Source organism: Streptomyces sp. NPDC029152 (assembly GCF_055564355.1).
Genome location: NZ_JBVHWR010000010.1, coordinates 1 through 24,656, shown reverse-complemented (window position 1 = coordinate 24,656; position 24,656 = coordinate 1). Strand labels below are relative to the sequence as shown.

Annotated in this window: 20 protein-coding genes and 1 pseudogene; 9 read left to right on the top strand and 12 right to left on the bottom strand. The window is 72.5% G+C overall.

Annotated features, from left to right (window positions below; all coding sequences use genetic code 11):
• Positions 1-73 precede the first annotated feature (73 nt).
• Positions 74-739 (top strand): hypothetical protein, encoded by a 666-nt coding sequence (locus ACZ4V6_RS21500; RefSeq protein WP_467829720.1) that lies wholly within the window; start codon positions 74-76, stop codon positions 737-739.
• Between the two features lie 16 nt (positions 740-755).
• Here the strand turns inward: ACZ4V6_RS21500 and ACZ4V6_RS21495 are convergent, their stop codons facing one another.
• The gene (locus tag ACZ4V6_RS21495; RefSeq protein ID WP_467829718.1) at positions 756-2,282 is read right to left on the bottom strand and encodes an NCS1 family nucleobase:cation symporter-1; all 1,527 of its coding nucleotides are present in this window, start codon (positions 2,280-2,282) and stop codon (positions 756-758) included.
• 447 nt (positions 2,283-2,729) lie between these two features.
• On the opposite strand from ACZ4V6_RS21495, the gene ACZ4V6_RS21490 reads away from it, so the two are divergent.
• On the top strand, positions 2,730-3,626 hold the full coding sequence (locus ACZ4V6_RS21490) for a CAP domain-containing protein (protein ID WP_467829716.1): 897 nt from the start codon (positions 2,730-2,732) through the stop codon (positions 3,624-3,626).
• A gap of 63 nt (positions 3,627-3,689) precedes the next feature.
• Here the strand turns inward: ACZ4V6_RS21490 and ACZ4V6_RS21485 are convergent, their stop codons facing one another.
• The 5 genes from ACZ4V6_RS21485 to ACZ4V6_RS21465 all read right to left on the bottom strand — a co-directional run bounded on the left by ACZ4V6_RS21485 (position 3,690) and on the right by ACZ4V6_RS21465 (position 8,788).
• Complete coding sequence (locus ACZ4V6_RS21485; RefSeq protein WP_467829714.1) at positions 3,690-4,691, bottom strand: TIGR03842 family LLM class F420-dependent oxidoreductase; 1,002 nt, start codon at positions 4,689-4,691, stop codon at positions 3,690-3,692.
• Between the two features lie 11 nt (positions 4,692-4,702).
• Complete coding sequence (gene hydA, locus ACZ4V6_RS21480) at positions 4,703-6,106, bottom strand: dihydropyrimidinase (RefSeq protein WP_467829712.1); 1,404 nt, start codon at positions 6,104-6,106, stop codon at positions 4,703-4,705.
• 129 nt (positions 6,107-6,235) lie between these two features.
• Positions 6,236-7,519 (bottom strand): aspartate aminotransferase family protein, encoded by a 1,284-nt coding sequence (locus ACZ4V6_RS21475; RefSeq protein ID WP_467829709.1) that lies wholly within the window; start codon positions 7,517-7,519, stop codon positions 6,236-6,238.
• Positions 7,516-8,358: a nitrilase-related carbon-nitrogen hydrolase gene (locus ACZ4V6_RS21470; RefSeq protein WP_467829706.1), complete on the bottom strand. Its 843-nt coding sequence runs from the start codon at positions 8,356-8,358 to the stop codon at positions 7,516-7,518. Before ACZ4V6_RS21470 ends, ACZ4V6_RS21475 begins: the two co-directional genes overlap by 4 nt.
• 178 nt (positions 8,359-8,536) lie before the next feature.
• On the bottom strand, positions 8,537-8,788 hold the full coding sequence (locus ACZ4V6_RS21465) for a helix-turn-helix domain-containing protein (protein WP_467829703.1): 252 nt from the start codon (positions 8,786-8,788) through the stop codon (positions 8,537-8,539).
• 63 nt (positions 8,789-8,851) lie between these two features.
• On the opposite strand from ACZ4V6_RS21465, the gene map reads away from it, so the two are divergent.
• Together map and ACZ4V6_RS21455 are read left to right on the top strand one after the other, a co-directional pair.
• Complete coding sequence (gene map, locus ACZ4V6_RS21460; RefSeq protein ID WP_467829700.1) at positions 8,852-9,628, top strand: type I methionyl aminopeptidase; 777 nt, start codon at positions 8,852-8,854, stop codon at positions 9,626-9,628.
• A 223-nt stretch (positions 9,629-9,851) separates the two neighbouring features.
• Positions 9,852-12,380: an ATP-dependent Clp protease ATP-binding subunit gene (locus tag ACZ4V6_RS21455; protein ID WP_467829698.1), complete on the top strand. Its 2,529-nt coding sequence runs from the start codon at positions 9,852-9,854 to the stop codon at positions 12,378-12,380.
• Positions 12,381-12,386: 6 nt separating this feature from the next.
• Here ACZ4V6_RS21455 and ggt read toward each other — a convergent pair whose 3' ends face one another.
• Complete coding sequence (gene ggt / locus ACZ4V6_RS21450) at positions 12,387-14,189, bottom strand: gamma-glutamyltransferase (protein WP_467829696.1); 1,803 nt, start codon at positions 14,187-14,189, stop codon at positions 12,387-12,389.
• Between the two features lie 106 nt (positions 14,190-14,295).
• On the opposite strand from ggt, the gene ACZ4V6_RS21445 reads away from it, so the two are divergent.
• Positions 14,296-15,054, top strand: coding sequence for a hypothetical protein (locus ACZ4V6_RS21445; protein WP_467829694.1), 759 nt, complete (start codon positions 14,296-14,298; stop codon positions 15,052-15,054).
• 51 nt (positions 15,055-15,105) lie between these two features.
• Here ACZ4V6_RS21445 and ACZ4V6_RS21440 read toward each other — a convergent pair whose 3' ends face one another.
• The 3 genes from ACZ4V6_RS21440 to ACZ4V6_RS21430 form a co-directional block, all read right to left on the bottom strand.
• The gene (locus ACZ4V6_RS21440) at positions 15,106-15,594 is read right to left on the bottom strand and encodes a hemerythrin domain-containing protein (RefSeq protein ID WP_467829691.1); all 489 of its coding nucleotides are present in this window, start codon (positions 15,592-15,594) and stop codon (positions 15,106-15,108) included.
• Positions 15,595-15,698: 104 nt separating this feature from the next.
• Positions 15,699-15,995 (bottom strand): STAS domain-containing protein, encoded by a 297-nt coding sequence (locus ACZ4V6_RS21435; RefSeq protein ID WP_467829689.1) that lies wholly within the window; start codon positions 15,993-15,995, stop codon positions 15,699-15,701.
• Positions 15,995-20,164 (bottom strand): SpoIIE family protein phosphatase, encoded by a 4,170-nt coding sequence (locus tag ACZ4V6_RS21430; RefSeq protein ID WP_467829686.1) that lies wholly within the window; start codon positions 20,162-20,164, stop codon positions 15,995-15,997. Before ACZ4V6_RS21430 ends, ACZ4V6_RS21435 begins: the two co-directional genes overlap by 1 nt.
• Before the next feature lie 153 nt (positions 20,165-20,317).
• Here ACZ4V6_RS21430 and ACZ4V6_RS21425 point away from each other — a divergent pair, with 153 nt between their 5' ends.
• The 4 genes from ACZ4V6_RS21425 to ACZ4V6_RS21410 all read left to right on the top strand — a co-directional run bounded on the left by ACZ4V6_RS21425 (position 20,318) and on the right by ACZ4V6_RS21410 (position 24,021).
• Positions 20,318-21,643, top strand: a complete 1,326-nt coding sequence (locus ACZ4V6_RS21425; RefSeq protein WP_467829684.1) for a PP2C family protein-serine/threonine phosphatase — start codon at positions 20,318-20,320, stop codon at positions 21,641-21,643.
• Positions 21,640-21,999 (top strand): STAS domain-containing protein, encoded by a 360-nt coding sequence (locus ACZ4V6_RS21420; protein ID WP_467829681.1) that lies wholly within the window; start codon positions 21,640-21,642, stop codon positions 21,997-21,999. The genes ACZ4V6_RS21425 and ACZ4V6_RS21420 overlap by 4 nt, the downstream gene beginning before the upstream one ends.
• Before the next feature lie 199 nt (positions 22,000-22,198).
• Positions 22,199-23,053: an MEDS domain-containing protein gene (locus tag ACZ4V6_RS21415; protein ID WP_467829678.1), complete on the top strand. Its 855-nt coding sequence runs from the start codon at positions 22,199-22,201 to the stop codon at positions 23,051-23,053.
• Positions 23,050-24,021: an anti-sigma factor RsbA family regulatory protein gene (locus tag ACZ4V6_RS21410; protein ID WP_467829676.1), complete on the top strand. Its 972-nt coding sequence runs from the start codon at positions 23,050-23,052 to the stop codon at positions 24,019-24,021. The genes ACZ4V6_RS21415 and ACZ4V6_RS21410 overlap by 4 nt, the downstream gene beginning before the upstream one ends.
• On the opposite strand, the gene ACZ4V6_RS21405 is transcribed toward ACZ4V6_RS21410, so the two are convergent.
• On the bottom strand, positions 24,008-24,415 hold the full coding sequence (locus tag ACZ4V6_RS21405; protein WP_467829674.1) for an ATP-binding protein: 408 nt from the start codon (positions 24,413-24,415) through the stop codon (positions 24,008-24,010). The two genes, ACZ4V6_RS21410 and ACZ4V6_RS21405, sit on opposite strands and share 14 nt — an antisense overlap.
• Before the next feature lie 150 nt (positions 24,416-24,565).
• Positions 24,566-24,656 (bottom strand): annotated as a pseudogene (locus tag ACZ4V6_RS21400) (RNA polymerase sigma factor SigF); the annotation flags it as partial.

The following is a 24,656-nucleotide window of genomic DNA, read 5'->3' as shown; positions in this document are numbered from 1 at the left end:
ACTCGTGTGACACTGGCGTCCCCGTCCGCAGTGCGGGCCCCTTCCGCACCCCGTCCCCCACGAGAAGTGCGCCGTGCGTTCCCTTCCCCTGCCGCTCGCCCTGACCGCGCGCCTGGCCCCGGTCGCCGTGCTCGCCACGGCGGGCTGGGTGATGTCGTCCGGGCCGGACACGACACCGGCCGCCGAGGACAGCACGCCGCCCGACGGCGGGCGTCCGTCCGCCTCCGCCCCGGCGACGCAGGCGGCGACGAGGACGTACGCCTCCGCCCCCGCGCCCTGCGGGAGCCTGGCCGAGAAGACGATCACGTCGCTGGTGCCGGGTGCGAAAGCGGGGGGCAAGGAGATCCCGTCGACGGACACGAAGGTGCGCCGCACCTGCTCGTGGAACGCGCTCAAGGGGTACGACTACCGCTGGCTGGACGTCTCCTACGAGGTGATGTCCTCGGACGAGACCGCGCAGAAGTCGTACAAGGAGCGGGTCGCCGACCGCGGCGGCGGCGGTGACGTCCCGGGGCTCGGCGACGAGGCGTACTCGGTCGTGAACCTCACGACGGAGGACGGGCAGCAGACCCGGGAGGGCACCGTGGTGGTCCGGGCGGCCAACGCCCTGGTGACGATCACGTACAACGGCAGTGACTTCGAGACCGGGAAGGCCCCCGGCACGGACGAGATCAACAAGGGGGCCATCAAGGCGGCCAAGGAGGCGGTGGCCGCCCTGCGGGGCGGCCGGGCCGGCTGACCGCCCCGACGGCGTCTCAGCGGGCGGCCCGGTCGCGAGCGCCGGGCAGCATCAGCAGCAGGTAGAGCAGCATCGAGGTGCCGAGGCCCACCGCCCAGCCGTAGTCGGCCAGCGGTTCGAGGAACGGCACGGGCCGGCCGTCGACCAGGGGGTGGAGGTCGGCGCCGCCGACGGCCAGGACACCGCCGGTGACGAAGGCGGCGACCGCCCGCCGGTTCCAGCCGCCGGTGTACCAGTAGCGTCCGCCCGGGCGGTACAGGTCGACGAGGTCGAGGCGGGCGCGGCGCAGGATCCAGTAGTCGGCGATGAGGATGCCGGCGACCGTGCCGAGCAGTCCGCCGACCAGGCCGAGCCAGGTGAAGATGTAGCCCTGCGGGTCGGAGTACAGCTTCCACGGGAAGATCAGCACGGCGAGGACGCAGGTGATGAGGGCGCCGGCCCGGAAGCTCACCTTGCGGGGCGCGACGTTGGAGAAGTCGAAGGCCGGTGAGACCAGGTTGGCCGCGATGTTCACGGACAGGGTCGCCACCAGCACGGTGACGAGGGCGAAGAGCAGGCCCACCGCGTTGTCCGTCCTGGCGGCGAGCCGCACCGGGTCCCAGACCGGTTCCCCGTAGACCGCCTGCGAGCCGGAGGTCACCATGACGGACAGGAAGGCGAACAGGGTCATGGTGGTCGGCAGGCCGAGGGCCTGGCCGCGGGTCTGGGCCTTCTGGCTCTTGCCGTAGCGGGTGAAGTCGGGGATGTTCAGGGACAGCGTGGACCAGAAGCCGATCATGCCCATGAGGGAGGGCCAGAACAGCTTCCAGAAGTCGCCGTCCCAGCCCAGCTTCGAGGGCTGGTCGAAGAGCGGGCCGAAGCCGCCGGCCTTGCCGGTCATCCACCACAGCATCACGAGGGCGCCGACGAGGACGAAGGGCGCCGCCCAGTTCTCGAAGCGGCGGACGGTCTCCATGCCCCGGTGGATGACGGCGACCTGGATCGCCCAGAAGACCGCGAACGACAGCCACATGGTCCAGGCGTGACCGCCGAACGCGCCGGCGTCCGTCCAGCCGTCGCCGATCAGCTTGCCGGCCAGGAAGTAGATCGCCTCGCCGCCGATCCAGGTCTGGATGCCGAACCAGCCGCACGCCACCAGCGCCCGGACGACGGCGGGCAGGTTGGCACCGCGGATGCCGAAGGAGGCGCGGGCGAAGACGGGGAAGGGGATGCCGTACTTGGGTCCCGCGTGCCCGGTGAGCAGCATCGGGACGAGCACGATCAGGTTGGCCAGGGCGATGGTGAACACCGCCTGCTTCCAGTCCATGCCGACGGCGATCAGACCGGAGGCCAGGGTCCAGGAGGCCGTGTTGTGGGCCATCCCGACCCACAGCGCGGAGAAGTTGTAGGTGGTCCAGGTGCGTCCCTCGACGGGGACCGGCAGCAGGTCCTCGTTGGCGTAGGGGCCGCTCGGCGGCGGGGAGCCCGGGGCGAGCTCCACACGCCCGTCGGGAAGGGTGACCTGGGTGGACGGCGACGGGGCCGTGGGCGCGGTGTCGGTCATGGGCAGGCCAATCGTGCGAGGGGTCGGGAGAGGCCGTGCGGGCGGTGCCGAGGGGGCGCGGGGGATCGGGTCCTCGACCCCCCACGCCGAAACGGAATGCATGGTTCCGTGACATCCGTCACGCCGCATCCCGATCTACGCGGGTCCCTTAGTAGAACCCGCTCCGACGACATATGGGATTTGTCCGTCTTGCCGTGAAAGCGGGGCGGGCCGCGGCGGGTGGTGGTCCGGCCGGGCGGCGAGAGCCACGGCTCTTCCGCCGCACGACGGGTTCTGACGAGGCGGCAGGCGTCCCGAGAGGCCCGTCGCGGGCAGGCTGGCACGCCCTCCCGCCCGCCGCAAGACCCCTGCGGTCCTACGAAGCGCAGTAGTACGACAGCCCTTTGCGTCCGGCGTCCGGCCGTCCCGAGAATGACCAGCCTCCGGACATCAGGGGTGAGGTCACGCATGGGAAAGCACCGCCACCAGCACACGTACCGTCGGACGGTCATCGCGGCAGTCGCCGTGGGCGTCATAGGCATACCCACCGCCGCCATGGCCTGTGTCGACTGGCCCGGCGACGGGCAGCGGCAGGACCAGGAGACCGCCACCTCGGTCGCGGCCGGGAGCAAGTGGGACGGTCCCGACTGGTACCACCGGTGGAACGGCCGGCAGCACGGCGGGCACACGGCGGCACCGTCGGCCACGCCGACCGTCACCACGAGCGCTCCGGAGGCCGACGCGTCGCAGCACGGCGCCGCCGGGCAGCCGCACAAGCCGAAGAGGACGGCCCCCGGGACGGCCGCCTCCAAGCCCGTCACCGCGGCCCCGAAGCCCACCGCGGTCACCTCCAAGCCCACCACGGCCGCCTCCAAGCCCGCCACCGCGGCCCCGAAGCCCACCACGGCCGCCCCGAAGCCCACCACCGTGGCCCCGAAGCCCGCCGCGAGCACCCCGGCCCCCGCCGCGACGGGCGGCACCGAGGCCTCCGGCGCCGTCGCCGAGGTCGTGGAACTCGTCAACGCCGAGCGGAGCAAGGCCGGTTGCTCCCCGGTGAAGGTGAACGCCACCCTGACCGGGGCCGCGCAGAAGCACAGCGAGGACATGGCGGCGAGCGGCACCATGTCGCACACCGGCTCGGACGGCTCCTCGCCCGCCGACCGCATCACGGGCGCCGGCTACGACTGGAGCGGTTACGGCGAGAACGTCGCCTACGGCTACTCCACCCCCGAGCAGGTGATGCAGGGCTGGATGAACAGCCCCGGCCACAGGGAGAACATCCTCAACTGCGCGTTCGAGGAGATCGGCGTCGGCCTCGCGCAGCCCGGCTCCTACTGGACCCAGGACTTCGGCACGTCCCGCTAGGCGGGCGGGGCGGCCCCGGCCGGGGGCGTTCCCTCCGGCAGGGGTACCGGCCATGAGGTGCCGTCAGCGGTCGAGCGCCGGGATGATCTCCGCGCCGTACGCGTCGATCGTCGCCTCCTGCGCGTCGTGCATGTCGTAGACGGCGAACTGGTCGACGCCCAGCTCGCGCAGCGTCCGCAGCTTCTCGATGTGCGCCTCGGCCGGCCCCAGCAGGCAGAACCGGTCGACGATCTCGTCGGGGACGAAGTCCGTGGACGGGTTGCCGGCCCGCCCGTGGTGGCTGTAGTCGTAGCCGTGCCGCTCCTTGATGTACGACGTCAGCGCCTCGGGGACCAGGTCCGAGTGCTCGCCGTAGCGGGCGACCAGGTCGGCGACGTGGTTGCCGACCATGCCGCCGAACCAGCGGCACTGCTCGCGGGCGTGGGCCAGGTCGTCGCCGACGTACGCCGGGGCGGCGACGCAGACGGTGACGGAGGCGGGGTCGCGCCCCGCCTCCGCGGCCGCGGTGCGTACGGCCTTCACCATCCACTCGGTCAGGTACGGGTCCGCGAGCTGGAGGATGAAGCCGTCGGCCTTCCGGCCGGCCAGGGCGAGTGCCTTCGGCCCGTACGCCGCCATCCAGACGGGCAGCTTCCCCTCCCTCACCCACGGGATCCGCAGCGGCTGTCCGTCGACCTCGGCCTCGCGTCCCTCGGCGAGGTCACGGATCACGTCGATCGCCTCGCCCAGCCGGGCCAGGGTGCCGGGCCTGCGTCCGGCCACCCGCATCGCGGAGTCGCCGCGGCCGATGCCGCAGACGGTGCGGTTGCCGTACATGTCGTTGAGGGTGGCGAAGGTGGAGGCGGTCACCTCCCAGGTGCGGGTTCCCGGGTTGGTGACCATCGTGCCGATCCTCAGCCGTGTGGTGCGGGCCAGGATCTGGCTGTAGATCACGAACGGCTCCTGCCACAGCACGGCGGAGTCGAAGGTCCAGCCGTGCGTGAACCCGTTGCGTTCGGCGCGTTGCATCAGGTCGACGACGCGGGAGGCCGGCGGGTCGGTCTGCAGGACGAGTCCGAAGTCCATGGGCACCGCTCCTAGTTCAGGTACTGGCAGGTGGAGCGCGGGGTGTAGACGCCGTGGCCCTTGCGCCCGGTGTACTCCCGCTCGGTGACGACCGGTTCGCCGCGCGAGAGGACGGTCTCGACGCGGCCGGTGATGCGCTTGCCCTCGTAGGCCGAGTAGTCGACGTTCATGTGGTGGGTCCCGGCGGAGATCACCTGTTCGGCGTGCGGGTCGTAGACGACGACGTCGGCGTCCGCGCCGGGCGCGATGGTGCCCTTCTTCGGGTACAGGCCGAACATGCGGGCCGGGGCGGCGCAGGCGATCTCGATCCAGCGGCGCCGGCTGATGTGCCCGTCGACGACGGCCTGGTGGAGCAGGTCCATGCGGTTCTCGACGCCCGGCATGCCGTTGGGGATCTTGGAGAAGTCGCCGCGTCCCAGTTCCTTCTGGCCGGTGAAGCAGAAGGGGCAGTGGTCGGTGGAGACCACCTGGAGGTCGTTGGTCCGCAGGCCCCTCCACAGGGCCGCCTGGTGCTCGCGCGGGCGCAACGGCGTGCTGCACACGTACTTGGCGCCCTCGAAGCCCGGTTCGGCGAGGTTGTCGGTGGACAGGAACAGGTACTGCGGGCAGGTCTCGCCGAAGACGTCCAGGCCGTCGTCGCGGGCCCGGGTCAGCTCGGCGACCGCTTCCCGGGCCGACACGTGCACGACGTACAGCGGCGCTCCGGCGACCTGGGCGAGCCGGATGGCTCGGTGGGTCGCCTCGGCCTCCAGCAGGGCCTTGCGGACCTCGCCGTGGTGGCGGGGACCGGTCTCGCCGCGGGCGAGGGCCTGCTCGACCAGGACGTCGATGGCGATGCCGTTCTCGGCGTGCATCATGATCAGCCCGCCGTTGCCGGCGGCGCGCTGCATGGCCCGCAGGATCTGGCCGTCGTCGGAGTAGAAGACGCCGGGGTAGGCCATGAACTGCTTGAAGGAGGTGACCCCCTCCTCCACCAGCAGGTCCATCTCCTTGAGCGTGTCGTCGTTCACGTCGGAGACGATCATGTGGAAGCCGTAGTCGACGGCGCAGTTGCCCTCGGCCTTGGCGTGCCAGGCGTCGAGGCCCTCGCGCAGGGAGCGGCCGGTGCTCTGGATCGCGAAGTCGACGATCGTGGTGGTACCGCCCCAGGCGGCGGCCCGGGTGCCGGTCTCGAAGGTGTCCGCGGCGTAGGTGCCGCCGAAGGGCATCTCCATGTGGGTGTGGCCGTCGACGCCGCCCGGGATCACGTACTTGCCGCTCGCGTCGATCACCCTCTCGGCGGTGAAGGCCTCGGCGGCCGGGGTGCCGGTCGCGGCGAGAGCGGCGACGCGTCCGTCCTCGATCAGGACGTCGGCGTGCGTCTCGTCGGAGGCGGTGACGACGAGGCCACCGCGGATGACGGTACGGGTGCTCATGCTGGTCCCTCCTGTCAGGAGCGGTCGATCACGGCACGGCCGGCGGGGGCGGGCGCCCGGCGCCCGGTCGCGGGAGGACCGCCGGCGGTCGCAGACCTCACGCGGCCCGCCCGGTCCGGCACACGGCCGTCACAGGCTCCGCAGGGCGCGCTCGAGGATCGCGGCGCCCTCCTCGGCCTCCGCGACGGTGAGGGACATCGGCGGGGCGATGCGCAGGGCGCTGGTGTCGTGGCCGCCGCCCTTGCCGATGAGCAGCCCGCCCGCGCGGGCCTCCTCCAGGACGGCGGACACCGCCTCGGGGGCGGCCTCGTCGGTGCCGGGCCGGGCCAGCTCGACGCCGATCATCAGCCCGCGCCCGCGCACCTCCCGCACGTGCGGCACCCGGGCGGCGACGGCCCGCAGCCGTTCGATGAGCATGCCGCCGACGCGCCGGGCGTTGCCCTGGAGGTCGTGCTCCAGCAGGTAGGTGAGGTTGGCGAGGCCGGCCGCCATGGTGACCTGGGTCCCGCCGAAGGTGGAGATGCTGTTGGCGTCCAGGCAGTTCATGATCTCGGCGCGGGCGATGACGCCGCCGATCGACATGCCGTTGCCGATGCCCTTGGCGAAGGTCACGATGTCGGGCGGGCCGCTGCGTCCGTGGGCCTGCCAGCCCCAGAAGTGCTCGCCGGTGCGGCCCCATCCGGTCTGCACCTCGTCGGCGATCCACAGGATGCCCCGCTCGTGCAGCACCTCGCGGAAGGCCGCGTACAGGCCGTCGGGCGGGGAGGTGAAGCCGCCGACGCCCTGGACGGGTTCGGCGATCAGCGCGGCGGGCGGACGGGTGTGGCCGAGGAGGTCCTTCAGGTCGGCGACGCAGGCGTCGACGAAGTCGCGGTCGTCCAGGTGGGCGTAGGGGCCGCGGGTGCGCACGCCGCCGTGCACGTACAGCGTCTGGAGCGGGGACAGCGAGGTCGGGGACCAGCCGCGGTTGCCGGTGACGCCGACGGCGCTGAAGGAGCGGCCGTGGTAGCTGTTGCGCATCGCCAGGATCGTGTTGCTGCGCCGGTGGGCGGTGGCGAGGAGCAGGGCGGTGTCGTTGGCCTCGGTGCCGGAGGTGGTGAAGAAGACGCGCGCGTCGGGGATGCCGGACACCTGGGCGACGCGCTCGGCGAGTTCGACCATGGGCCGGTTGAGGTAGAGCGTGGACGAGTGGATGATCCGCCCGGCCTGCTCGCTCACCGCCTTGGTCACCTCGGGCAGGGCGTGCGCGGTCATCGTGGTGAGGATGCCGCCGAAGAAGTCGAGGTACTTGTTGCCGGCGGAGTCCCAGACGTGCCGGCCCTCGCCGTGGGTGATCTCCAGCGGGTCCTCGTAGTAGAGGGCGAGCCAGTCGGGCAGGACGGCGCGGTGGCGGGCGAAGAGGTCCTCGGTCACGGCCGCACCAGCCCTTCGTAGGCGTCGGGACGGCGGTCGCGGTAGAAGGCCCACTGCTGCCGCACCTGCTCGATGAGGTCGAAGTCCAGGTCGCGGACGACGAGTTCCTCCTTGGTGTCGCTGGCCACGTCGCCGACGAACCGGCCGCGCGGGTCGACGAAGTACGACGTCCCGTAGAAGTCGTTGTCGCCGTACTCCTCCTGCCCGACCCGATTGATCGCGGCGACGAAGTACTCGTTGGCGACGGCCGCCGCGGGCTGTTCGAGCTGCCACAGGTGGGCGGAGAGGCCGCGGTGGGTGGCGGAGGGGTTGTAGACCAGCTGGGCGCCGCCGAGGCCGAGTTGGCGCCAGCCCTCCGGGAAGTGCCGGTCGTAGCAGATGTAGACGCCGATCTTGCCGACGGCCGTGTCGAAGACGGGCCAGCCGAGGTTGCCGGGGCGGAAGTAGAACTTCTCCCAGAAGCCCTCGACCTGCGGGATGTGGTGCTTGCGGTAGGTGCCGAGGACGGTGCCGTCGGCGTCGATCACGGCCGCGGTGTTGTAGTAGAAGCCGGACTGCTCGACCTCGAAGACGGGGACGACGATCACCATGCCGGTCTCGCGGGCGAGGGCCTGCATGCGGCGGGTGGTGGGCCCGTCGGGCACGGGCTCGGCCCAGCGGTAGTGCTCGGGGTCCTGGACCTGGCAGAAGTAGGGGGCGTTGAAGACTTCCTGGAAACCGATGACCTGGGCGCCCTGCCGGGCGGCCTCGCGGGCGTGCTCCTCGTGCTTCGCCACCATGGACTCGGTGTCGCCGGTCCAGGTGGCCTGGACCAGAGCGGCACGTACGACGTGGGCCATGAGCTGCTCCTTCGACGCGACGTCAGAGCCTCTACACCCGTAGAGCAGGACGTAGAGGGACGAAGGTATGCCCGGCCGGAGGGGCTTGCCAAGAGCATCGTCGCCACGACGCGGTGTCGACGGCCATTCGCACTCCGCTGGGTGAGCGGTGGGGCTCACGGGACGGCTGGTGCGCTCCTCAGACAGCGATCAGCGCGCACCGTCCCGCCAGCTCGTCCATGGACAGTCCCAGCGCGCGGGCCAGCGCGGCCACCGTGAAGAACGCCGGTGTCGGCGCGCGGCCGGTCTCGATCTTGCGCAGGGTCTCGGCGGAGACGCCGGCCTCGGCCGCGACCTCGGCCATGCTCCGCTCACCGCGCGCGGCGCGCAGCAGCCGCCCGAGCTGCTCGCCGCGCTCGCGCTCTTCGGGGGTCAGGGGTGTGCGCACCATGGCGTCATTCTAATACCGGTCCCCCGCATCGGTCCCAATTCAAATACCGGTATAGTAATTGCCATGGTGGAACTGAAGACGGACACATCGATCGACGCCATGCACGAGGCCGGCCGGGTCGTCGCACGCGCCCTGACCGCCGTACGGCAGGCCGCCGGCGTGGGCGTGTCCCTGCTGGAGCTGGACGCGGTGGCGCGCGAGGTGCTGCGGGACGCCGGGGCGGGCTCGCCGTTCCTCGGCTACCGGCCCTCCTTCGCGCCGACGCCCTTCCCGGGGGTGATCTGCGCGTCGGTGAACGACGCGATCGTGCACGGCATCCCCGACGGCTACCGGCTGCGCGACGGCGACCTCGTCTCCGTCGACTGCGGCGCGACGCTGGACGGCTGGGCCGGCGACTCGGCGATCAGCTTCGTCGTGGGCACCCCGCGGGCGGCGGACGTCGCGCTCGTCGAGACCGCCGAACGGGCCCTCTCGGCGGGCATCGCGGCGGCCGTCGTCGGCAACCGCATCGGCGACATCGCGCACGCCATCGGCACGGTGTGCCGGGCCGCCGGCTACGGGATCATGGAGGACTTCGGCGGCCACGGCATCGGCCGGCACATGCACGAGGACCCGGGGGTGCCCAACGAGGGCCGGCCGGGGCGCGGACTCCCCCTGCGGCACGGCATGGTCCTCGCCATCGAACCCATGCTGATCGGCAGCGGCCGGGACGACTACCACCCCGCCCCGGACGGCTGGACCCTGCGCACGAACGACGGCTCGCGGGCCGCCCACGTGGAACACACGGTGGCGATCACCGAGGCGGGGCCGCGCGTCCTGACGTCGCGGGAGGGCCTGTGACGCCGGGGGCGTGACGCGAGGCGGGCGGCCCGGAGCCACACCGGGGAGACGGCCCCGCCGCGACGCGCCCGCACGCCCCGGGACAGCCCCCGGGGCCGTCCGCCCGCCCGGGGTCCGGACGTGCCCGGCGGAACAGAACGTGTCATGTTGGGCATGACCGCGCCCCGACCGGGTTACCCGGCCCCGGCACGTCGATCAGCGATGCAGCGGAGGTCCGTACACGATGAGCAGCGGCTTCATGGGCCCGGAGGGCGACCCGTTCGCGGAATTCCTGGCGCGCTTCTTCGGCGGGCCCAGGCCGAGGCAGATCGACATCGGTCGGCTGCTCAGCCAGCCCGCCCGGGAGCTGGTGCGCGGCGCCGCCCAGTACGCCGCCGAGCACGGCAGCCGGGACCTGGACACCGAGCACCTGCTGCGGGCCGCGCTCGCCACCGAGCCGACCCGCGGCCTGCTCAGCCGGGCCGGCGCCGACCCCGACGCGCTGGCGTCGCAGATCGACGAGCGGACCGGCCCGGTGCAGCACCCGCCGGGCGAGGTCCCGCCACCCACCTCGCTCTCCCTGACCCCGGCCGTCAAGCGCGCCCTGCTGGACGCGCACGAGCTGGCCCGGTCGACCGGCACCGGCTACATCGGCCCCGAACACGTGCTCAGCGCCCTGGCCGCCAACCCGGACTCGGCGGCGGGGCACATCCTGAACGCGGCCCGGTTCGCTCCCTCGGGCCTGCCGGCGGAGACGCCGGAGGCCGCCAAGAGCCGCGCGGAGAGCCCCCGGTCCACCAACACGCCGACGCTGGACAAGTACGGCCGCGACCTCACCGACCTGGCCCAGCAGGGCCGGATCGACCCGGTGATCGGGCGCGAGGAGGAGATCGAGCAGACCGTCGAGGTGCTCTCCCGGCGCGGCAAGAACAACCCGGTGCTCATCGGTGACGCGGGCGTCGGCAAGACCGCCGTCGTGGAGGGGCTGGCCCAGCGCATCGCCGACGGTGACGTGCCCGACGTGCTGGCCGGGCGCCGGGTGGTCGCCCTGGACCTGACCGGTGTGGTCGCGGGCACGCGTTACCGGGGCGACTTCGAGGAACGGATGAACAACATCGTGGGCGAGATCCGCGCCCACTCCGACCAGTTGATCGTCTTCATCGACGAGCTGCACACGGTCGTCGGCGCGGGCGGTGGCGGCGAGAGCGGGTCGATGGACGCCGGGAACATCCTCAAGCCCGCCCTGGCCCGCGGCGAGCTGCACGTCGTGGGCGCCACCACGCTGGAGGAGTACCGCCGGATCGAGAAGGACGCGGCACTCGCCCGCCGGTTCCAGCCGATCCTGGTGCCCGAGCCCACCACGGCGGACGCCATCGAGATCCTGCGCGGTCTGCGCGACCGCTACGAGGCGCACCACCAGGTCCGCTACACCGACGAGGCGCTGGTGGCGGCCGTGGAGATGTCCGACCGCTACCTCACCGACCGTCGGCTGCCGGACAAGGCGATCGACCTGATCGACCAGGCCGGCGCCCGCGTGCGGTTGCAGGCGCGCACCAAGGGCACGGACGTACGGGCCATGGAGCGCGAGGTCGACCAGCTGATCCGGGACAAGGACCAGGCCGTCGCGGACGAGAGTTACGAGCAGGCCATGCAGCTGCGCGACCGGATCACCGAGCTGAAGCAGCGGATCTCCGAGGCGGACGGCGGCGGTGAGGCCGACGAGGGCCTGAACCTGGTGGTCGACACCGAGTCCGTCGCCGAGGTGGTGTCCCGGCAGACCGGCATCCCGGTCAGCAGCCTCACCCAGGAGGAGAAGGACCGTCTGCTGGGCCTGGAGTCCCACCTGCACGAGCGGGTGGTCGGCCAGGACGAGGCCGTGCGGGTGGTGGCCGACGCCGTGCTGCGCTCCCGCGCCGGGCTCGCCAGCCCCGACCGGCCCATCGGCTCCTTCCTCTTCCTCGGCCCGACGGGCGTCGGCAAGACCGAGCTGGCCCGGGCCCTGGCGGAGGCCCTGTTCGGCAGCGAGGACCGCATGGTGCGCCTCGACATGAGCGAGTACCAGGAACGGCACACCGTCAGCCGCCTGGTCGGCGCCCCGCCCGGGTACGTCGGGCACGAGGAGGCCGGGCAGCTCACCGAGGTGGTGCGCCGGCACCCGTACTCGCTGCTGCTCCTGGACGAGGTGGAAAAGGCGCACCCGGACGTCTTCAACATCCTGCTCCAGGTCCTGGACGACGGCCGCCTGACCGACTCGCAGGGCCGCACGGTGGACTTCACCAACACGGTCGTCGTGATGACCAGCAACCTGGGCTCCGACGTGATCACCCGGCGCGGCGCCACGCTGGGCTTCGGCCCGGGCGGCACGGAGGCGGACGAGGAGGCCCGGCGCGAGCAGGTGCTGCGTCCGCTGCGCGAGCACTTCCGGCCGGAGTTCCTCAACCGCATCGACGAGATCGTCGTCTTCCGCCAGCTCAGCGGCGAGCAGCTGCGGCAGATCACCAGCCTGCTGCTGGAGCAGACCCGGCGCATGGTGCGGGCGCAGGACATCACCGTCGACTTCACCGACGCGGCCGTGGACTGGATCGCCGAGCGCGGCTACCAGCCCGAGTACGGCGCCCGGCCGTTGCGCCGCACCATCCAGCGCGAGGTGGACAACCAGCTCTCCCGGCTGCTGCTCGACGGCCGCGTCCGGGAGGGCGGCCGGGTCACGGTCGACGTCGAGGACGGGCGGCTGGCGTTCCGGACGCCGCAGCGGCCCGTCCCCGAACGGTGACGCGCGCTACCGCGCGGGCCTGACCACCATGGCCGAGCCGCCGCCGCGCCGTGTCCTCTCGGCGGCGGCCAGCCACCTGCCGTCCGGCAGCCGCTGCACACCGGTCGCCGCGCCGATCTCCGGGTTGCGCTTGAACGAGTGCCCGAGGGCTTCCAGCTCCGCCCGCAACCCGCTGTCGTAGAGGCCGGGTTCGAGCTCGGTCTGCGCGGCGTTGCGCTGGCTGGCGCGCGGCGCGGCGATCGCGTCGACCAGCGGGAGGCCGCGGTCGAGGAAGCCGGTCAGGGTCTGGAGCACGGTGGTGATGATGGTCGCGCCGCCGGGCGAACCGACCGCCACGACCGGCCGGTGGTGCCGGTCCAGCACGATCGTCGGCGCGATCGACGAGCGCGGCCGCTTGCCCGGGCCGGGCAGGTTCGGGTCGTGGACCGCCGGATCGGCGGGGGCGAAGGAGAAGTCGGTCAGCTCGTTGTTGAGCAGGAAGCCCCGGCCGGGCACGGTGATGCCGCTGCCGCCGGTCTGCTCGATGGTGAGCGTGTAGGCGACGACGTTGCCCCACTTGTCGGCGACCGTCAGGTGTGTGGTGTTCTCGCCCTCGTACGTCGTCGGCGCCGCCGTGCCGCCGCTCGCGCAGCGGGCCGGGTGCCTCGGGTCGCCGGGCGCGAGGGGGCTGGTGAGCACCGCGTCGTCCCGGATCAGGCACGCGCGCGAGTCGGCGTACCGCTGCGACAGCAACTCCCTCACCGGTACGTCCTCGAAGGCGGGATCGCCCACCCAGCGCCCCCGGTCGGCGAAGGCGATGCGGCTCGCCTCGATGAAGCGGTGCAGGTACTGCGCCTCGCTCGCCTTCGACAGGTCGGTGCGCTCGAGGATGTTGAGGGCCTCGCCGACCGTGGTGCCCCCGGAGGAGGAGGGGGCGATCGAGTAGACGTCCAGGCCGCGGTACGTGGTCCTCGTGGGCGCCCGGAACTCGGCCTCGTAGGCCGCGAGGTCCTTGGCGGACAGGTCGCCGGGGCGGGCGTTCCAGCCGGAGTCCGGGTCGACGGGCGGCTTGTCGACGGTGGCGACGACGTCCTCGCCCAACTCGCCGTGGTAGAACGCGCCGACGCCCTTGCGGCCCAGCTCCTCGTAGGTGCGGGCCAGGTCGGGGTTCTTGAAGGTGGAGCCGACGACCGGGAGTTCGCCGCCCGGCAGGAACAGCTCGGCGGTGTCCGGGAAGTAGCGGAAGCGCTGCTCGTTGGCGGCGGTCTGGGAGCGGAAGGTGTCGTCGACGGTGAAGCCGTCGCGTGCCAGGCGTTCGGCGGGTTCGAGCACGGAGGCGAGCTTCCTGCTGCCCCACCGGTCGAGGGCCGTCTGCCAGGTCGCGGGCGTGCCGGGGGTGCCGACGGCGAGGCCGCTGGTGACGGCGTCGGCGAAGGCGAGCGGCCGGCCGTTCTCGGTGAACAGGGTCTCGTCGGCGGTCAGGGGCGCGGTCTCGCGGCCGTCGATGGTGCGCACCGTACGGGTCCTGGCGTCGTAGTAGACGAAGTAGCCGCCCCCGCCGATGCCGGCGGAGTAGGGCTCGGTGACGCCGAGCGCGGCGGCGGTGGCGACGGCCGCGTCGACGGCGTTGCCGCCCTTGCGCAGCACCTCGATGCCGGCGGCGGAGGCGTCCCGGTCGACGCTGGCGACGGCACCGCCGTGACCGACGGCGACCGGGGTCTTCGGGGCGGCGGGTCTGTGCTGCGGGGCGGGCGGCGCCGCCGCCCCCACCGACACCACGGCGGCCGAGACCGCCAGGACCGTCAGATTCCGTGCGACAGGGCGACGCATCCGCACCTCCAGTGAAAGGCCGTTCGGGCAGCTTAAGTCATCGTCATGACCGCGTCAGGAGCCCGGCGGACACCGGTACCCCCGGCGACCGCTAGCATGCGCGCCCATGACCGACGACGTACGCAACATCGTGCTGGGTGTGGTGGCGACGGGCATCAGCGCCGCGCTGGGCTGGCTCGCCCGTACGTATCTCTGGAAGCGCAGGCTCCGCCGCAAGCAGGCGTTCTTCGGACTGCCGGAGAACGCCGAGTCGCTGCTCGTCGTCAACCGTGACCCGGCCGCCTCCGAACCGGCGGTCCACCGCTTCGACGTGTTCGCCCTGCTGGAACTGTCCGCGCTGATCAAGGACTGCGGGGCGCACGTCCAGGTGGTCACGCAGGACACGGTCCACCAGGGCTTCGGCGAACGCACCGAGTTCTGCGTGGGCGGGCCCGGGTCGAACCGGCGGATGGCGGCCCACATGGCGGCCATGCTGCCCGGGGTGCGGATCGACGTGGACCCGGAGCCCGGCCCGGACCGGGCCGCCTTCCGGATCGGCGCCGAGCTCCACCGCATGGACCCGGGCGTCACGGAGTACGTCCTGCTGGCCCGCCTCACCGCCGGCGACCGGCGCGAGGCCCGCCCGGTGTTCCTGTTCTGCGGCCAGCGCGCGATCACCAACCAGGCCGCCACCCGCTACCTCGCCCGGCACCACGAGCGGCTGGCGCGCAGGCACGGCGGCGACTCCTTCGTGCTGCTGCTGAAGGTGGTCAACTCGCAGGCGTACGGCCCGGACATGGTCGAACTCGTCGGGGACGTGACCCGGGCGGCGACGAGTCCGCCGCCCGTCCCGGCGCCGACGTCCCGCGACTCGCACCGGGCCTGAGCCGCGGCACGCCCGGCGACCGCGCCGAGGGGCCGCGAGGGGGGCCGGCCGCTAACCCGCCACCAGCTTGCGCACGTTCTCCACGCTGCCGCAGCCGGAGTCCAGGTACTTCGCGCGGGCTTCGCGGAACGCCCGCCCCAGCTCGGCCCGGCGCTCGTCGGCGACGTTCTCGCGGGCGTCGTTGAGCAGGGTCCGCTCCTCCTCGTCCGCGTGGTGGTTGACCGCCGTGACCAGCTCCTCGAGCTTGTCCTCCCACTCCTGCGAAGCGGTGTCCTCCACCTCCAGCAGCGCGAGCAGCGCCTCGTTGCCCTCCTGGTGCTCGTGCACGCTGTGGTCGACGTCGTCGTCGTCGACGTTCTTGTAGCGCCGCAGGGCCGGGTAGACCTCGTCCTCCTCGGCCGAGGCGTGTGCGATCAGCAGGTTCGCGAACTCCGCGAGAGCGGCGGCACGGTCGGCTTGTGCGTTGCGCATGGTGCGGAAGAGGTCTTCCATGCGGCGGTGGTCGCGAAGGATGAGCTCGACGACGTCGTGGGACGACACGGTGACTCCTCGTCTGTGGGCGGTGGGCGTTCAGGTCTCGCGATTACCCCCGTTCTCGCAGGTGAGACCTTGCCGATCGCACCTCGCCCGGCGCCGCCCCGCGCTCAGGGCATGTCGAGGCCGTGCACGGTGGTCAGGTCGGCGAGCCCCGAGATGTTCAGGACCGGGGCCAGCAGCGGTGTGGCGATGAGTTCGATGCGGTCGGTGTGCGTGAACAGCACGCTCAGACCGGCGCTGTCGAGGTACTCGACGGCCGTGAGGTCGATGACGAGGGGGCCGTCGGTCGTCTCGATGGCCTCGGCCAGGGCGTCGGTGTTGCTCATGTCGATCTCGCCGACGACCGTCAGCAGCGTCGCGCCGTCGGGACGCCGGCCGGGGGTGAGGGTGAGCGGGGTGGTCATCAGGCGATCCTCGTATGCATGTCGACGGTGGTCCCGGCCGCGCCGGAGGTGATGGTGACCTGTTGCATCAGCGCGCGCATCAGGGCCACGCCTCGCCCACGGTGGGTGTTGAGGTCAGGCTGGGGCGTCTTCCACCGGCCGGTGTCGGCGACGGTCAGGCGAAGATCGTCGACGAGGGCTTCGGCCCGCAGCCGGACCGTGTCCCCGGGAGCGTCGCGGTGCCCGTGCTCGATGGCGTTGGCACAGGCCTCCCCCGCGGCCACCAGGACGTTCTGGACGGTGTGGGGCGGCAGCTCGCACTGGTCGAGCCAGCTGCGCAGGGCCTTGCGGACCGGTGCGAGCTGGGACGACTCCGCCGGGAAGGCCACGTCCAGCGGCGCCGGGTGCCGGTACAGCAGGAGGGCCACGTCGTCGTCGTAGCCGTTGGTGGGCGCGAGGCGTGTCATGACCTGGGTGGCGAGGTCGTCGACGGCGGCGTTGCGGCCGGCCTGGACGGCCTCGCTGGCCTGGTCGATGCCGACGGTCAGCGGGCGGCGCCGGCGTTCCACGAGACCGTCGGTGTACAGCAGGAGCGTGGCGCGCGCGGGCACGGTGCAGGAGCCTTCGGGGCGGTGCCTGCCCGGACGGACGGCCAGGGGGACGGAGCGTGCCTCGTCGAGGAGCAGGGTGGTGCCGTCGGGATGGGTGAGGATGCCGGGCGGGTGTCCGGCGCTGGAGTAGGTGAGGTGGCCGGTGTCGGGGTCGAGGACCCCGCAGAAGACGGTGGTGCACAACGCGCCGGGGATGCCGGCGGCGAAGCGGTCGAGCGCCATCAGGGTCTGCGCGGGGCTCGCGTCCTGGAGGAGCAGGGCGCGGCAGGCGCTGCGCAGTTGGCCCATGACGGTGGCGGCCTCGAGACCGCGGCCCACGCAGTCGCCGACGACGATGCCTATGCGCCCGTCCTGGAGCCGGACCGTGTCGTACCAGTCGCCGCCGACCTCCAGGGGCTGGGTGGCGGGCTCGTAGCGGACGGCGAAGCCGTCGGGCAGGTTGGCCGGGCCGAGGATGGACCGCTGGAGGGCGATGGCCGTCTCGCGCTGCTGGTCGATCTGGTGGGCGCGGGCCAGCCCCTGGGCGAGCTGGCCGGCCAGCAGGGACAGCAGCAGCTGGTCCTCGCCGTTGAAGGCCCGATGGCCCCCGAGGTCGATCCACAGCACCATCGTCCCCCCGGGGTGGTTGACGGTGATGCCCGCACCCGTGTCGTCGTCGACCGGGGTGAGCAGGGGCTGCTCGAGCCAGGCGGTGAGCTTGTCCCGGCGCTCGGCGGTCAGGTCCTCCCAGCGCAGATGCGCGTCGGTCGCGGTCACCGACGGTTCCTGGCCGGGTGCGACGACGGCCGCCAGGACGCACTCGGCACGCCACAGGTGCTTCAGTTCGTCCAGCACCCCCGCCAGCGCCTCCGGCAGGCTGGTCGCCTGGGTGAGCCGCATGCTCAGGGCGGCCTGGGCGCTCTTGCGCTGGATCGCGTAGTGCTCGGCGGTGACGTCGCGGAAGGTGCCGACGGTGACCTGGCGTCCGGTGTCGGGGTCCTGGGCCTGGTTGAAGGTGGCCGTCACCCACAGCCGGTGCCCGTCGCGATGGCTGACGGGGATGGTGTAGGAGCCCTTGGGGTTGCCCAGCAGTTGCGCGAAGGCGTCGTGGACCTGCTGGTGCGCCTCGGGGTCGGTGTCGGCGTCCGGCCACCAGGGGTGGACCGGCCGGTAGGGCAGCCCCTCGGGCTCGTAACCGAGGATGCCGGTGAAGGCCGTGTTGATCTCGATCACGGCGCCGTCCTCGTCACAGACGAAGAAGGCCTCCTGGAGGGAGTCGATCAGGGCGCTGCGCCAGCGGGCCTGGTGGTTGCGCAGCCGTGCCAGCTCGATGTTGGCCCGCACCCGGGCGAGGAGCTCGGCCGCGGCGAACGGCTTGACGAGGTAGTCGTCGGCGCCCGCCCGGAGCCCCTCGATGGACGCCTCCTGCCCGGCCCTGGCCGACAGCAGCAGCACCGGCACGGAGGCGGTCCGGGGGTCGGTGCGCAGCGCCGACACCAGGGCGAGGCCGTCGAGGCCCGGCATCATGACGTCGCTGATCACCAGGTCCGGGGCGTCCGCGCGGACGGCCTGGAGGGCCGCCAGGCCGTCGTCGACGGTGTCGACCCGGTATCCGACGCCGTGCAGGAGGCGGGTGAGGTACCCGCGCATGTCGGCGTTGTCGTCGGCGATCAGGATCCGCGCCTGGACGGCCGGAGCGGACGCCTGGGCCGGCGATCCGGCGCCGGCCACCGCCGCGGCCGCGTGCTCCTCGGCGTCGGCCGCCCCGTCCGGCAGCCAGCGCAGGGCCTCCACGAGGTAGGGGTCGGCGGCGGTCCCCACGCGGCTGTCGTCGGCCGGCACGAGGGCCTGGGACGGAAGGTGGGCCGCGCCGAACGGCACGCGGATGGTGAAGCGGGTGCCCTCGCCCTCGGTGCTGTCGGCGCTGATCGTGCCCCCGTGCAGGGCGACCAGCTCCTTGACCAGGGCCAGCCCGATGCCGCTGCCCTCGGTGGAGCGGGAGCGGGCGGTCTCGATCCGGTGGAACCGCTCGAACAGCCGGGGCATCTCGGCCGCGGGCACGCCGATGCCCGTGTCGGCGACCTCCACGACGGCGTGGGTTCCCTCGCCGCGGACCGTGACGCGGATCGAGCCGTCGAAGGTGAACTTCAGCGCGTTGCTCAGCAGGTTCAGGATCACCTTCTCCCACATGCCGCGGTCGATGTACACCTCGTCCGCCAGCGGCGGACACGCGATGTCGAAGTCCAGGCCGGCCTTGTCGACGGCGGACCGGAACACGCTGGCCAGTTCCGCCGTGACCGCGGCCAGGTCGACCGGTTCGTAGCGTGCCTGCATCCGGCCGGCCTCGATGCGGGAGAAGTCCAGCAGCGAGTTGACGAGCTTGCCCAGCCGCAGTCCGTTGCGGTGGATGGCGTCCAGTTCCTCGCGCACCGGCGCCTCGGCGCCCGCCAGACGGACGCGCAGCTCCTCCAGCGGCCCCATGATCAGGGTGAGCGGGGTGCGGAACTCGTGGCTGATGTTGGAGAAGAAGGTGGTCTTGGCCCGGTCCAGCTCGGCCAGTTCCTCCGCCCGCCGTTGCTGCTCCTGATAGCTGCGGGCACTGGCGATCCCGGACGAGAGGTGGCCCGCGACCAGCTCGACGAACCCGCGGTACCCCTCGTCCAGCGCCCGGTACCGGTTCAGACCGGCCACCAGGAATCCGTACGGCGCGCTGCCCGACTGCAGCAACGGCACCGTCAGCGCCTGTACGGGCGGCTCCGGCCAGCCTCCGGCCGGCAGGCCGGCGAACCGGGCGTCGTCGAGGGGCACCAGCACGGACTCGCCACGAGCCGGCTCCTCCAGCGGCCAGACGCCGTCGGAGGCGGACGCGGACAGGGTGCCGGGGGCGGCCGGGTGGCCGGCGGGGAGCCCCGTCGTGCCCGCGAGCACCGCGGAGCCGTCGGGCTGGAACAGGTACGTCAGCGTGAACGGCAGGTCGTGCGTGTTGCGGCCCAGCTGCTGACCCACGAAGGCCAGCATCTCCTGCTCGGTGCGGACCACGCTGAGATCCGACCCCAGGTCGCGCAGGGTCGCCATCCGCCGCTCGCCGAGGACGCGCTCGGTCTCCTCGCTGACCACGCACAGCATGCCGACCACGGCGCCGTCGTCGTCGCGCAGGGGGCTGTACGAGAAGGTGTGGTAGCTCTCCTCGGTGTAGCCGGACCGCTCCAGGAACAGCAGCAGGCCCTGGTCCCAGGTCGCCCGTCCCGTGGTCATCACGGTGTCGATCCGGGGGCCGATGTCGTTCCAGATCTCCGCCCAGACCTCGCTCGCCGGCCGGCCCAGCGCCCAGGGGTACTTGCGGCCCAGCGTGTCCCGCCGGTAGGCCGCGTTGCAGAAGAACGTCAGCTCCGGGCCCCAGGCCATCCACATGGAGAACCGCGACGACAGCAGGATGCTGACCGCCGTCTGCAGGCTCTGCGGCCACTGTTCCGGGGGACCCAGCGGGGTCGAGGCCCAGTCCACCCGGGCCAGGTCCCGGCCGACCTCCGCCTCGGCGGCGAACACGTCCGCACCGGCCGTCCTCGCCGGCCGGTGCTCACCGTCTTGCGCATGCGTCACTGGACGCCTCCCACTCTTCCCCTGCCCACTGCCGCACCGTTCACCGAGGTCGCCTGCCCAGGAAGGCCGACGGCTTCGTAGGATATGCCAGGCCGCCCGGATGCCTCACCGGCAGGCGGTGTCATGACGGACGCACTGCAGGGAGCTGTAGGGATGACGACGAGTCCGCTGCAGGTACCCCTGCCACGGGCGTCGGACGAGAGAAAGCGCCTCGACGCGGTCCGGCGCTACCGGATCCTCGACACGCCGCCGGACGGCGCCTTCGACAGGATCGCGGGCCTGGCCGCCCGGATCTTCGACGCTCCCATGGCCACGGTGGCGATCGTGGACACCGACCGGGTGTGGCTCAAGGCCGCCCACGGGCTGACCGGCGTCACCGAGATGCGCCGCGACCCCGGCCTGTGCTCCTCCGCCATCCTGCACGGCGAGCCCTATGTGGTCACCGACGCCGCGACGGACGTCCGCACGCACACCAACCCCCTCGTCCAGGGTGACATCGGCGTCCGTTTCTACGCCGCCGCGCCGATCACCACCGCCGACGGGCAGCGCCTGGGCACGGTCGACGTCTTCGACACCCGACCGCGCACGCCGACCGACGCCCAGCTCGACGCCTTGCAGGACCTGGCCGAGCTGGTGATGGACGAGCTGGAACTGCGCCTCTCGGCCATCCGCACGGTCGCCGCCGAACGCGAGCGGCGCACCGAGGCCGAACGCCTCGCCCGGACCCTGCAGCGCACCCTCCTGCCCCCGGCCCTGCCGACGGTCCCCGGTCTCGAGGCGGCGGCCGCCTACCACACGGCCTCCTCGCACGAGGTCGGCGGCGACTTCTACGATCTCTTCCCGCTCGACGACGGCCGCTGGGCGTTCTTCCTCGGGGACGTGTGCGGCAAGGGTGCCGAGGCGGCCGCGCTGACCTCGCTGACCCGCTACACCCTGCGCGCCGCCGCCATCTACGACCCGGACCCGTGCGCCGCGCTGTCCAACCTCGACAGCGTCCTCAAGGGCGAGTACCAGGGCAGCGACCCCCGCTACTGCACGGCGGTCTTCGGCGTGCTCCAGCCCCTGGCCGACGGCTCGTTCTCCGTCGCCCTCGCGGGCGGCGGGCACCCCTCGGCCCTCGCGGTGCGCGCCGACGGGACGGTGGAGCCGATCTCCACCGCCGGCGGCCAGCTCGTCGGCATGCTGCCCGACCCCCAGTTCGTCCAGACCACCACGCGGTTGTCACCGGGCGAGAGCCTGCTGCTCTACACGGACGGCCTCACCGAGGCGCGCACCGAGGACGGCAGCATGCTCGACGAGAGCGGCCTCACCCGGTACCTGCTCTCCACGTACGCCCGTGCCGAGGACCGCTCCGCCGACGGCTTACTGGGATCCGTCGAAGCACTCCTGCGCCGCCTGGGCGACGGCGTCAGCGACGACACCGCACTGCTCGCCCTGTCCGTTCCCGCACAGCCCGCCCCCACCCAGGAGAAACGGTGACCGAGCCCGACCGCCTGCTGACCGTCACCCCCGAATCCACCCCGGCCGGTCCCTACGTCCTCCGGGTGGCCGGGGAGCTGGACCACCACAGCTCCCCCATCCTGACGCAGGCCGTCAAGGAGGCCCCCTTCGACGACGCGGGGGTGATCATCGACCTGACCGGACTGACGTACTGCGACTCCACCGGGATCACGGTGCTCATCACCGCCTACCAGCGGTCGCAGGCGACCGGCTCACCGCTGAGCCTCGTGGGCGTCAGGCCGGACCAGATGCGCGTGTTCCAGGTGGTGGGGCTCGACCAGGTCTTCACCTTCCACGCCACCGCCCAGGAGGCCGTCTCCGCCCTGCGTCGGTGATCATGGCCGGGAACACGCCCGGTTCCCGTCCGGCCACCGACCGCCGTGTCGCTCCGCCCCGTCAACGGATACAGTGTCCGCTACACGGTTGTCCGGCCGGGCGGGGGCACGCGGTCCGGGCGGCGCGGGCCGCTTCGACAGGGGAGGGTTGGGGGCCGGGGTGATCACGTACGAGCGTGCCGACCGACAGGTCCAGGACATGGACCACGGTGATCACTTGTGTCTGGCGTTCGCCGACGACGCCGAGCAACGCCGCGTGGTGACGGCCTATCTGACGGCCGGTCTGGACCGCGGCGAACGGGTCATGTACTTCGCCGACCAGTGCGCTCCCCGGGAGGTCCTCGCCTGGCTGACCGCGTCGGGCACGGACCCCCGCCCGGCCGTGGAGAAGGGCCAGCTCGTGGTGACGACGGCGGAGGACAGCTACCTGGCGGCGGGGTCGTTCGACCCCGACGACATGGTCGCCGCCTTGCACCGGGAGGTCGGCGACTCCCTGGCGGCCGGCTACACCGGGTTCCGCGTCAGCGGCGAGATGGGCTGGGCCCTGCGTCCGGTGCCCGGGGCCGAGCGGCTCGCCGACTACGAGACCCGGGTGAACCAGGTGTTCGCCGGCCGTCCGGCCTCGGCCGTCTGCCAGTACGACGCCCGCCGTTTCACGCCCGAGCAGCTGGACCACCTGCACGCCTGCCATCCGGGAGAGGTCGAGGCCGAGCCGCTCCACCACGACGGCACGCTGCGGCTCGTGCCCTCCTTCCGGCACGGACGCCGCGGCCTGCGCGTGGTGGGCAGTGTGGACCACCGCACCACGCGGGCCCTCGCGGACGCCCTGGAGACGGCCGCGTCCTGGCCGGGCGACATCCGGGTGGACATGCGGGAGCTGGAGTTCATCGACCTGAGCGGCGTGCGGGCGCTGGCCCACGCCGCGGCCCGGCTGGAGGACGGCCGGCGGCTGCACGTGGTGGAACTCGCGCCCCTGCTCTGCCAGGTGATCGGCATGGTGGGCTTCGACGAGACCCCCGCGCTGGTCGTCACCGCCCAGGAGACCCTCGCGTGACCGACGGCCTCTGCGCACCACCGGCCGGACCGCACGGAGGCGGCGGCCTGACGCACCAGGGACTGCTGTACGGCAGCAGCCAGGAGTTCCTGGCCACGACGGTGCCCTTCTGTCTCGAGGGCCTCGAACGGCAGGACGCCGTGCTGGCGGTGACCGGTCCCGCCAACATCGGCCTGCTGCGCCGGGCACTTGGGAAGGCCTCCGGTCGGGTCGAGTTCATCGACGCCGGCGAGTGGTACCGGACACCGGGGCGCACCCTCGCCGCCTACCACCGGTACGTCGACCGGTGCACCCGCACGGGGCGTCACCGGCGGGTCCGGGTCATCGGCGAGCCGGTCTGGCACGGCAGGGACACGCTGGAGACGGCCGAGTGGGGTCGCTACGAGGCCGCGGTCAACGTCGCCTTCGCCCACTGCCCGGCCCTGATCATCTGCCCGTACGACACCCGGGTCCTGCCGGAGAGCATCGTGGCCGGCGCCCGGCGCACCCACCCGTACCTGGCCGTGGCGGCGTCCTGCCGTCCCAGCGACCGCTACGCGGACCCCACCGACCAGGGCTGGCACCGGCCGCCGGCGCCCGTGTCCGGGGAAGGAGAGGAAGTCGTCATGCGCTTCGGAGCCGACCTTTCAGCGGTGCGTTCCACGGTCGCCGAGGCCGCGGCCGGGATGGGCCTGTCCGCCGACGGCACCCGGCGTCTGGTGTTCGCGGTCAACGAGGTCGCCACCAACGCCGTCCAGCACGGCGGGGGCGCGGGGCACATAGCGGTCCGTCGTGCGGGCCGGCGCGTCGTGTGCGACGTCACCAGTACCGGGCCCAACAAGGCGGACTGGTACCTGGGGTGTCTCCCGCCCGACCCGCAGCAGCGACGCGGCCACGGCATGTGGGTGGTACGTCAGCTGTGCGACCTGCTCGAGGTCCACACCGACCAGGACAGCACGACGGTGCGCCTCCACGTCAGCCTCGCCTGAACGGCGGACCCTGACGCTCGTCCAGCGCGATGCGCGCGGTCACGCGCTTGCCGCTCTCCTCCTGATGCACCTCGACGTCCTGGCTCAACGCCGCGACGATCTCCAAACCGTGCTGGCCGACGCGTCGCGGGTCGGCGGGCCGGGGCCTCGGCAGCGTCGTCTCACCGTCCCGGACGGTGACGGACAACGTGTCCTCGGCCAGGACCAGCGACAGCCCTATGGGCCCGGTGCCGTACTTGACCGCGTTGGTGACCAGCTCGCTCACCACCAGCTGCGCCGCCTCCACCACGCGTGCTGACGGCGTCGGTTCGCCGGTGGTCCGCGCCTCGCCAAGGAATCGGAGCGTGAAGTCCCGTGCGTCGGCGACGCGAAAGGCGTGCCGCTCGAAGGTCACGGAGGACATCCGCGAACCGTTGCCGGCAGGTGTCTGCCGGAACCGTGAACCGTTCAGCTCGAACTCACCATCCCGTACAACCGTCGCGTGACTCCCCCGTGGAGCACGGAACGCCGACCCATCCCCGTGACGCGGAACCGGCAGGACCGTTCACTGGGTGGTGAGCATGCCTTCGCGCAGGCGGGCCAGCAGGCGGGAGATCAGCCGGGAGACGTGCATCTGGGAGACGCCGAGGCGTTCG

Coding starts and splice junctions, on each gene's coding strand:
- ACZ4V6_RS21495 (WP_467829718.1), bottom strand. CDS start 2,282: ATGACCGACACCGCGCCCACGGCCCCGTCGCCGTCCACCCAGGTCACC.
- ACZ4V6_RS21490 (WP_467829716.1), top strand. CDS start 2,730: ATGGGAAAGCACCGCCACCAGCACACGTACCGTCGGACGGTCATCGCG.
- ACZ4V6_RS21485 (WP_467829714.1), bottom strand. CDS start 4,691: ATGGACTTCGGACTCGTCCTGCAGACCGACCCGCCGGCCTCCCGCGTC.
- hydA (WP_467829712.1), bottom strand. CDS start 6,106: ATGAGCACCCGTACCGTCATCCGCGGTGGCCTCGTCGTCACCGCCTCC.
- ACZ4V6_RS21470 (WP_467829706.1), bottom strand. CDS start 8,358: ATGGCCCACGTCGTACGTGCCGCTCTGGTCCAGGCCACCTGGACCGGC.
- ACZ4V6_RS21465 (WP_467829703.1), bottom strand. CDS start 8,788: ATGGTGCGCACACCCCTGACCCCCGAAGAGCGCGAGCGCGGCGAGCAG.
- map (WP_467829700.1), top strand. CDS start 8,852: ATGGTGGAACTGAAGACGGACACATCGATCGACGCCATGCACGAGGCC.
- ACZ4V6_RS21455 (WP_467829698.1), top strand. CDS start 9,852: ATGAGCAGCGGCTTCATGGGCCCGGAGGGCGACCCGTTCGCGGAATTC.
- ggt (WP_467829696.1), bottom strand. CDS start 14,189: ATGCGTCGCCCTGTCGCACGGAATCTGACGGTCCTGGCGGTCTCGGCC.
- ACZ4V6_RS21445 (WP_467829694.1), top strand. CDS start 14,296: ATGACCGACGACGTACGCAACATCGTGCTGGGTGTGGTGGCGACGGGC.
- ACZ4V6_RS21435 (WP_467829689.1), bottom strand. CDS start 15,995: ATGACCACCCCGCTCACCCTCACCCCCGGCCGGCGTCCCGACGGCGCG.
- ACZ4V6_RS21425 (WP_467829684.1), top strand. CDS start 20,318: ATGACGACGAGTCCGCTGCAGGTACCCCTGCCACGGGCGTCGGACGAG.
- ACZ4V6_RS21415 (WP_467829678.1), top strand. CDS start 22,199: ATGGACCACGGTGATCACTTGTGTCTGGCGTTCGCCGACGACGCCGAG.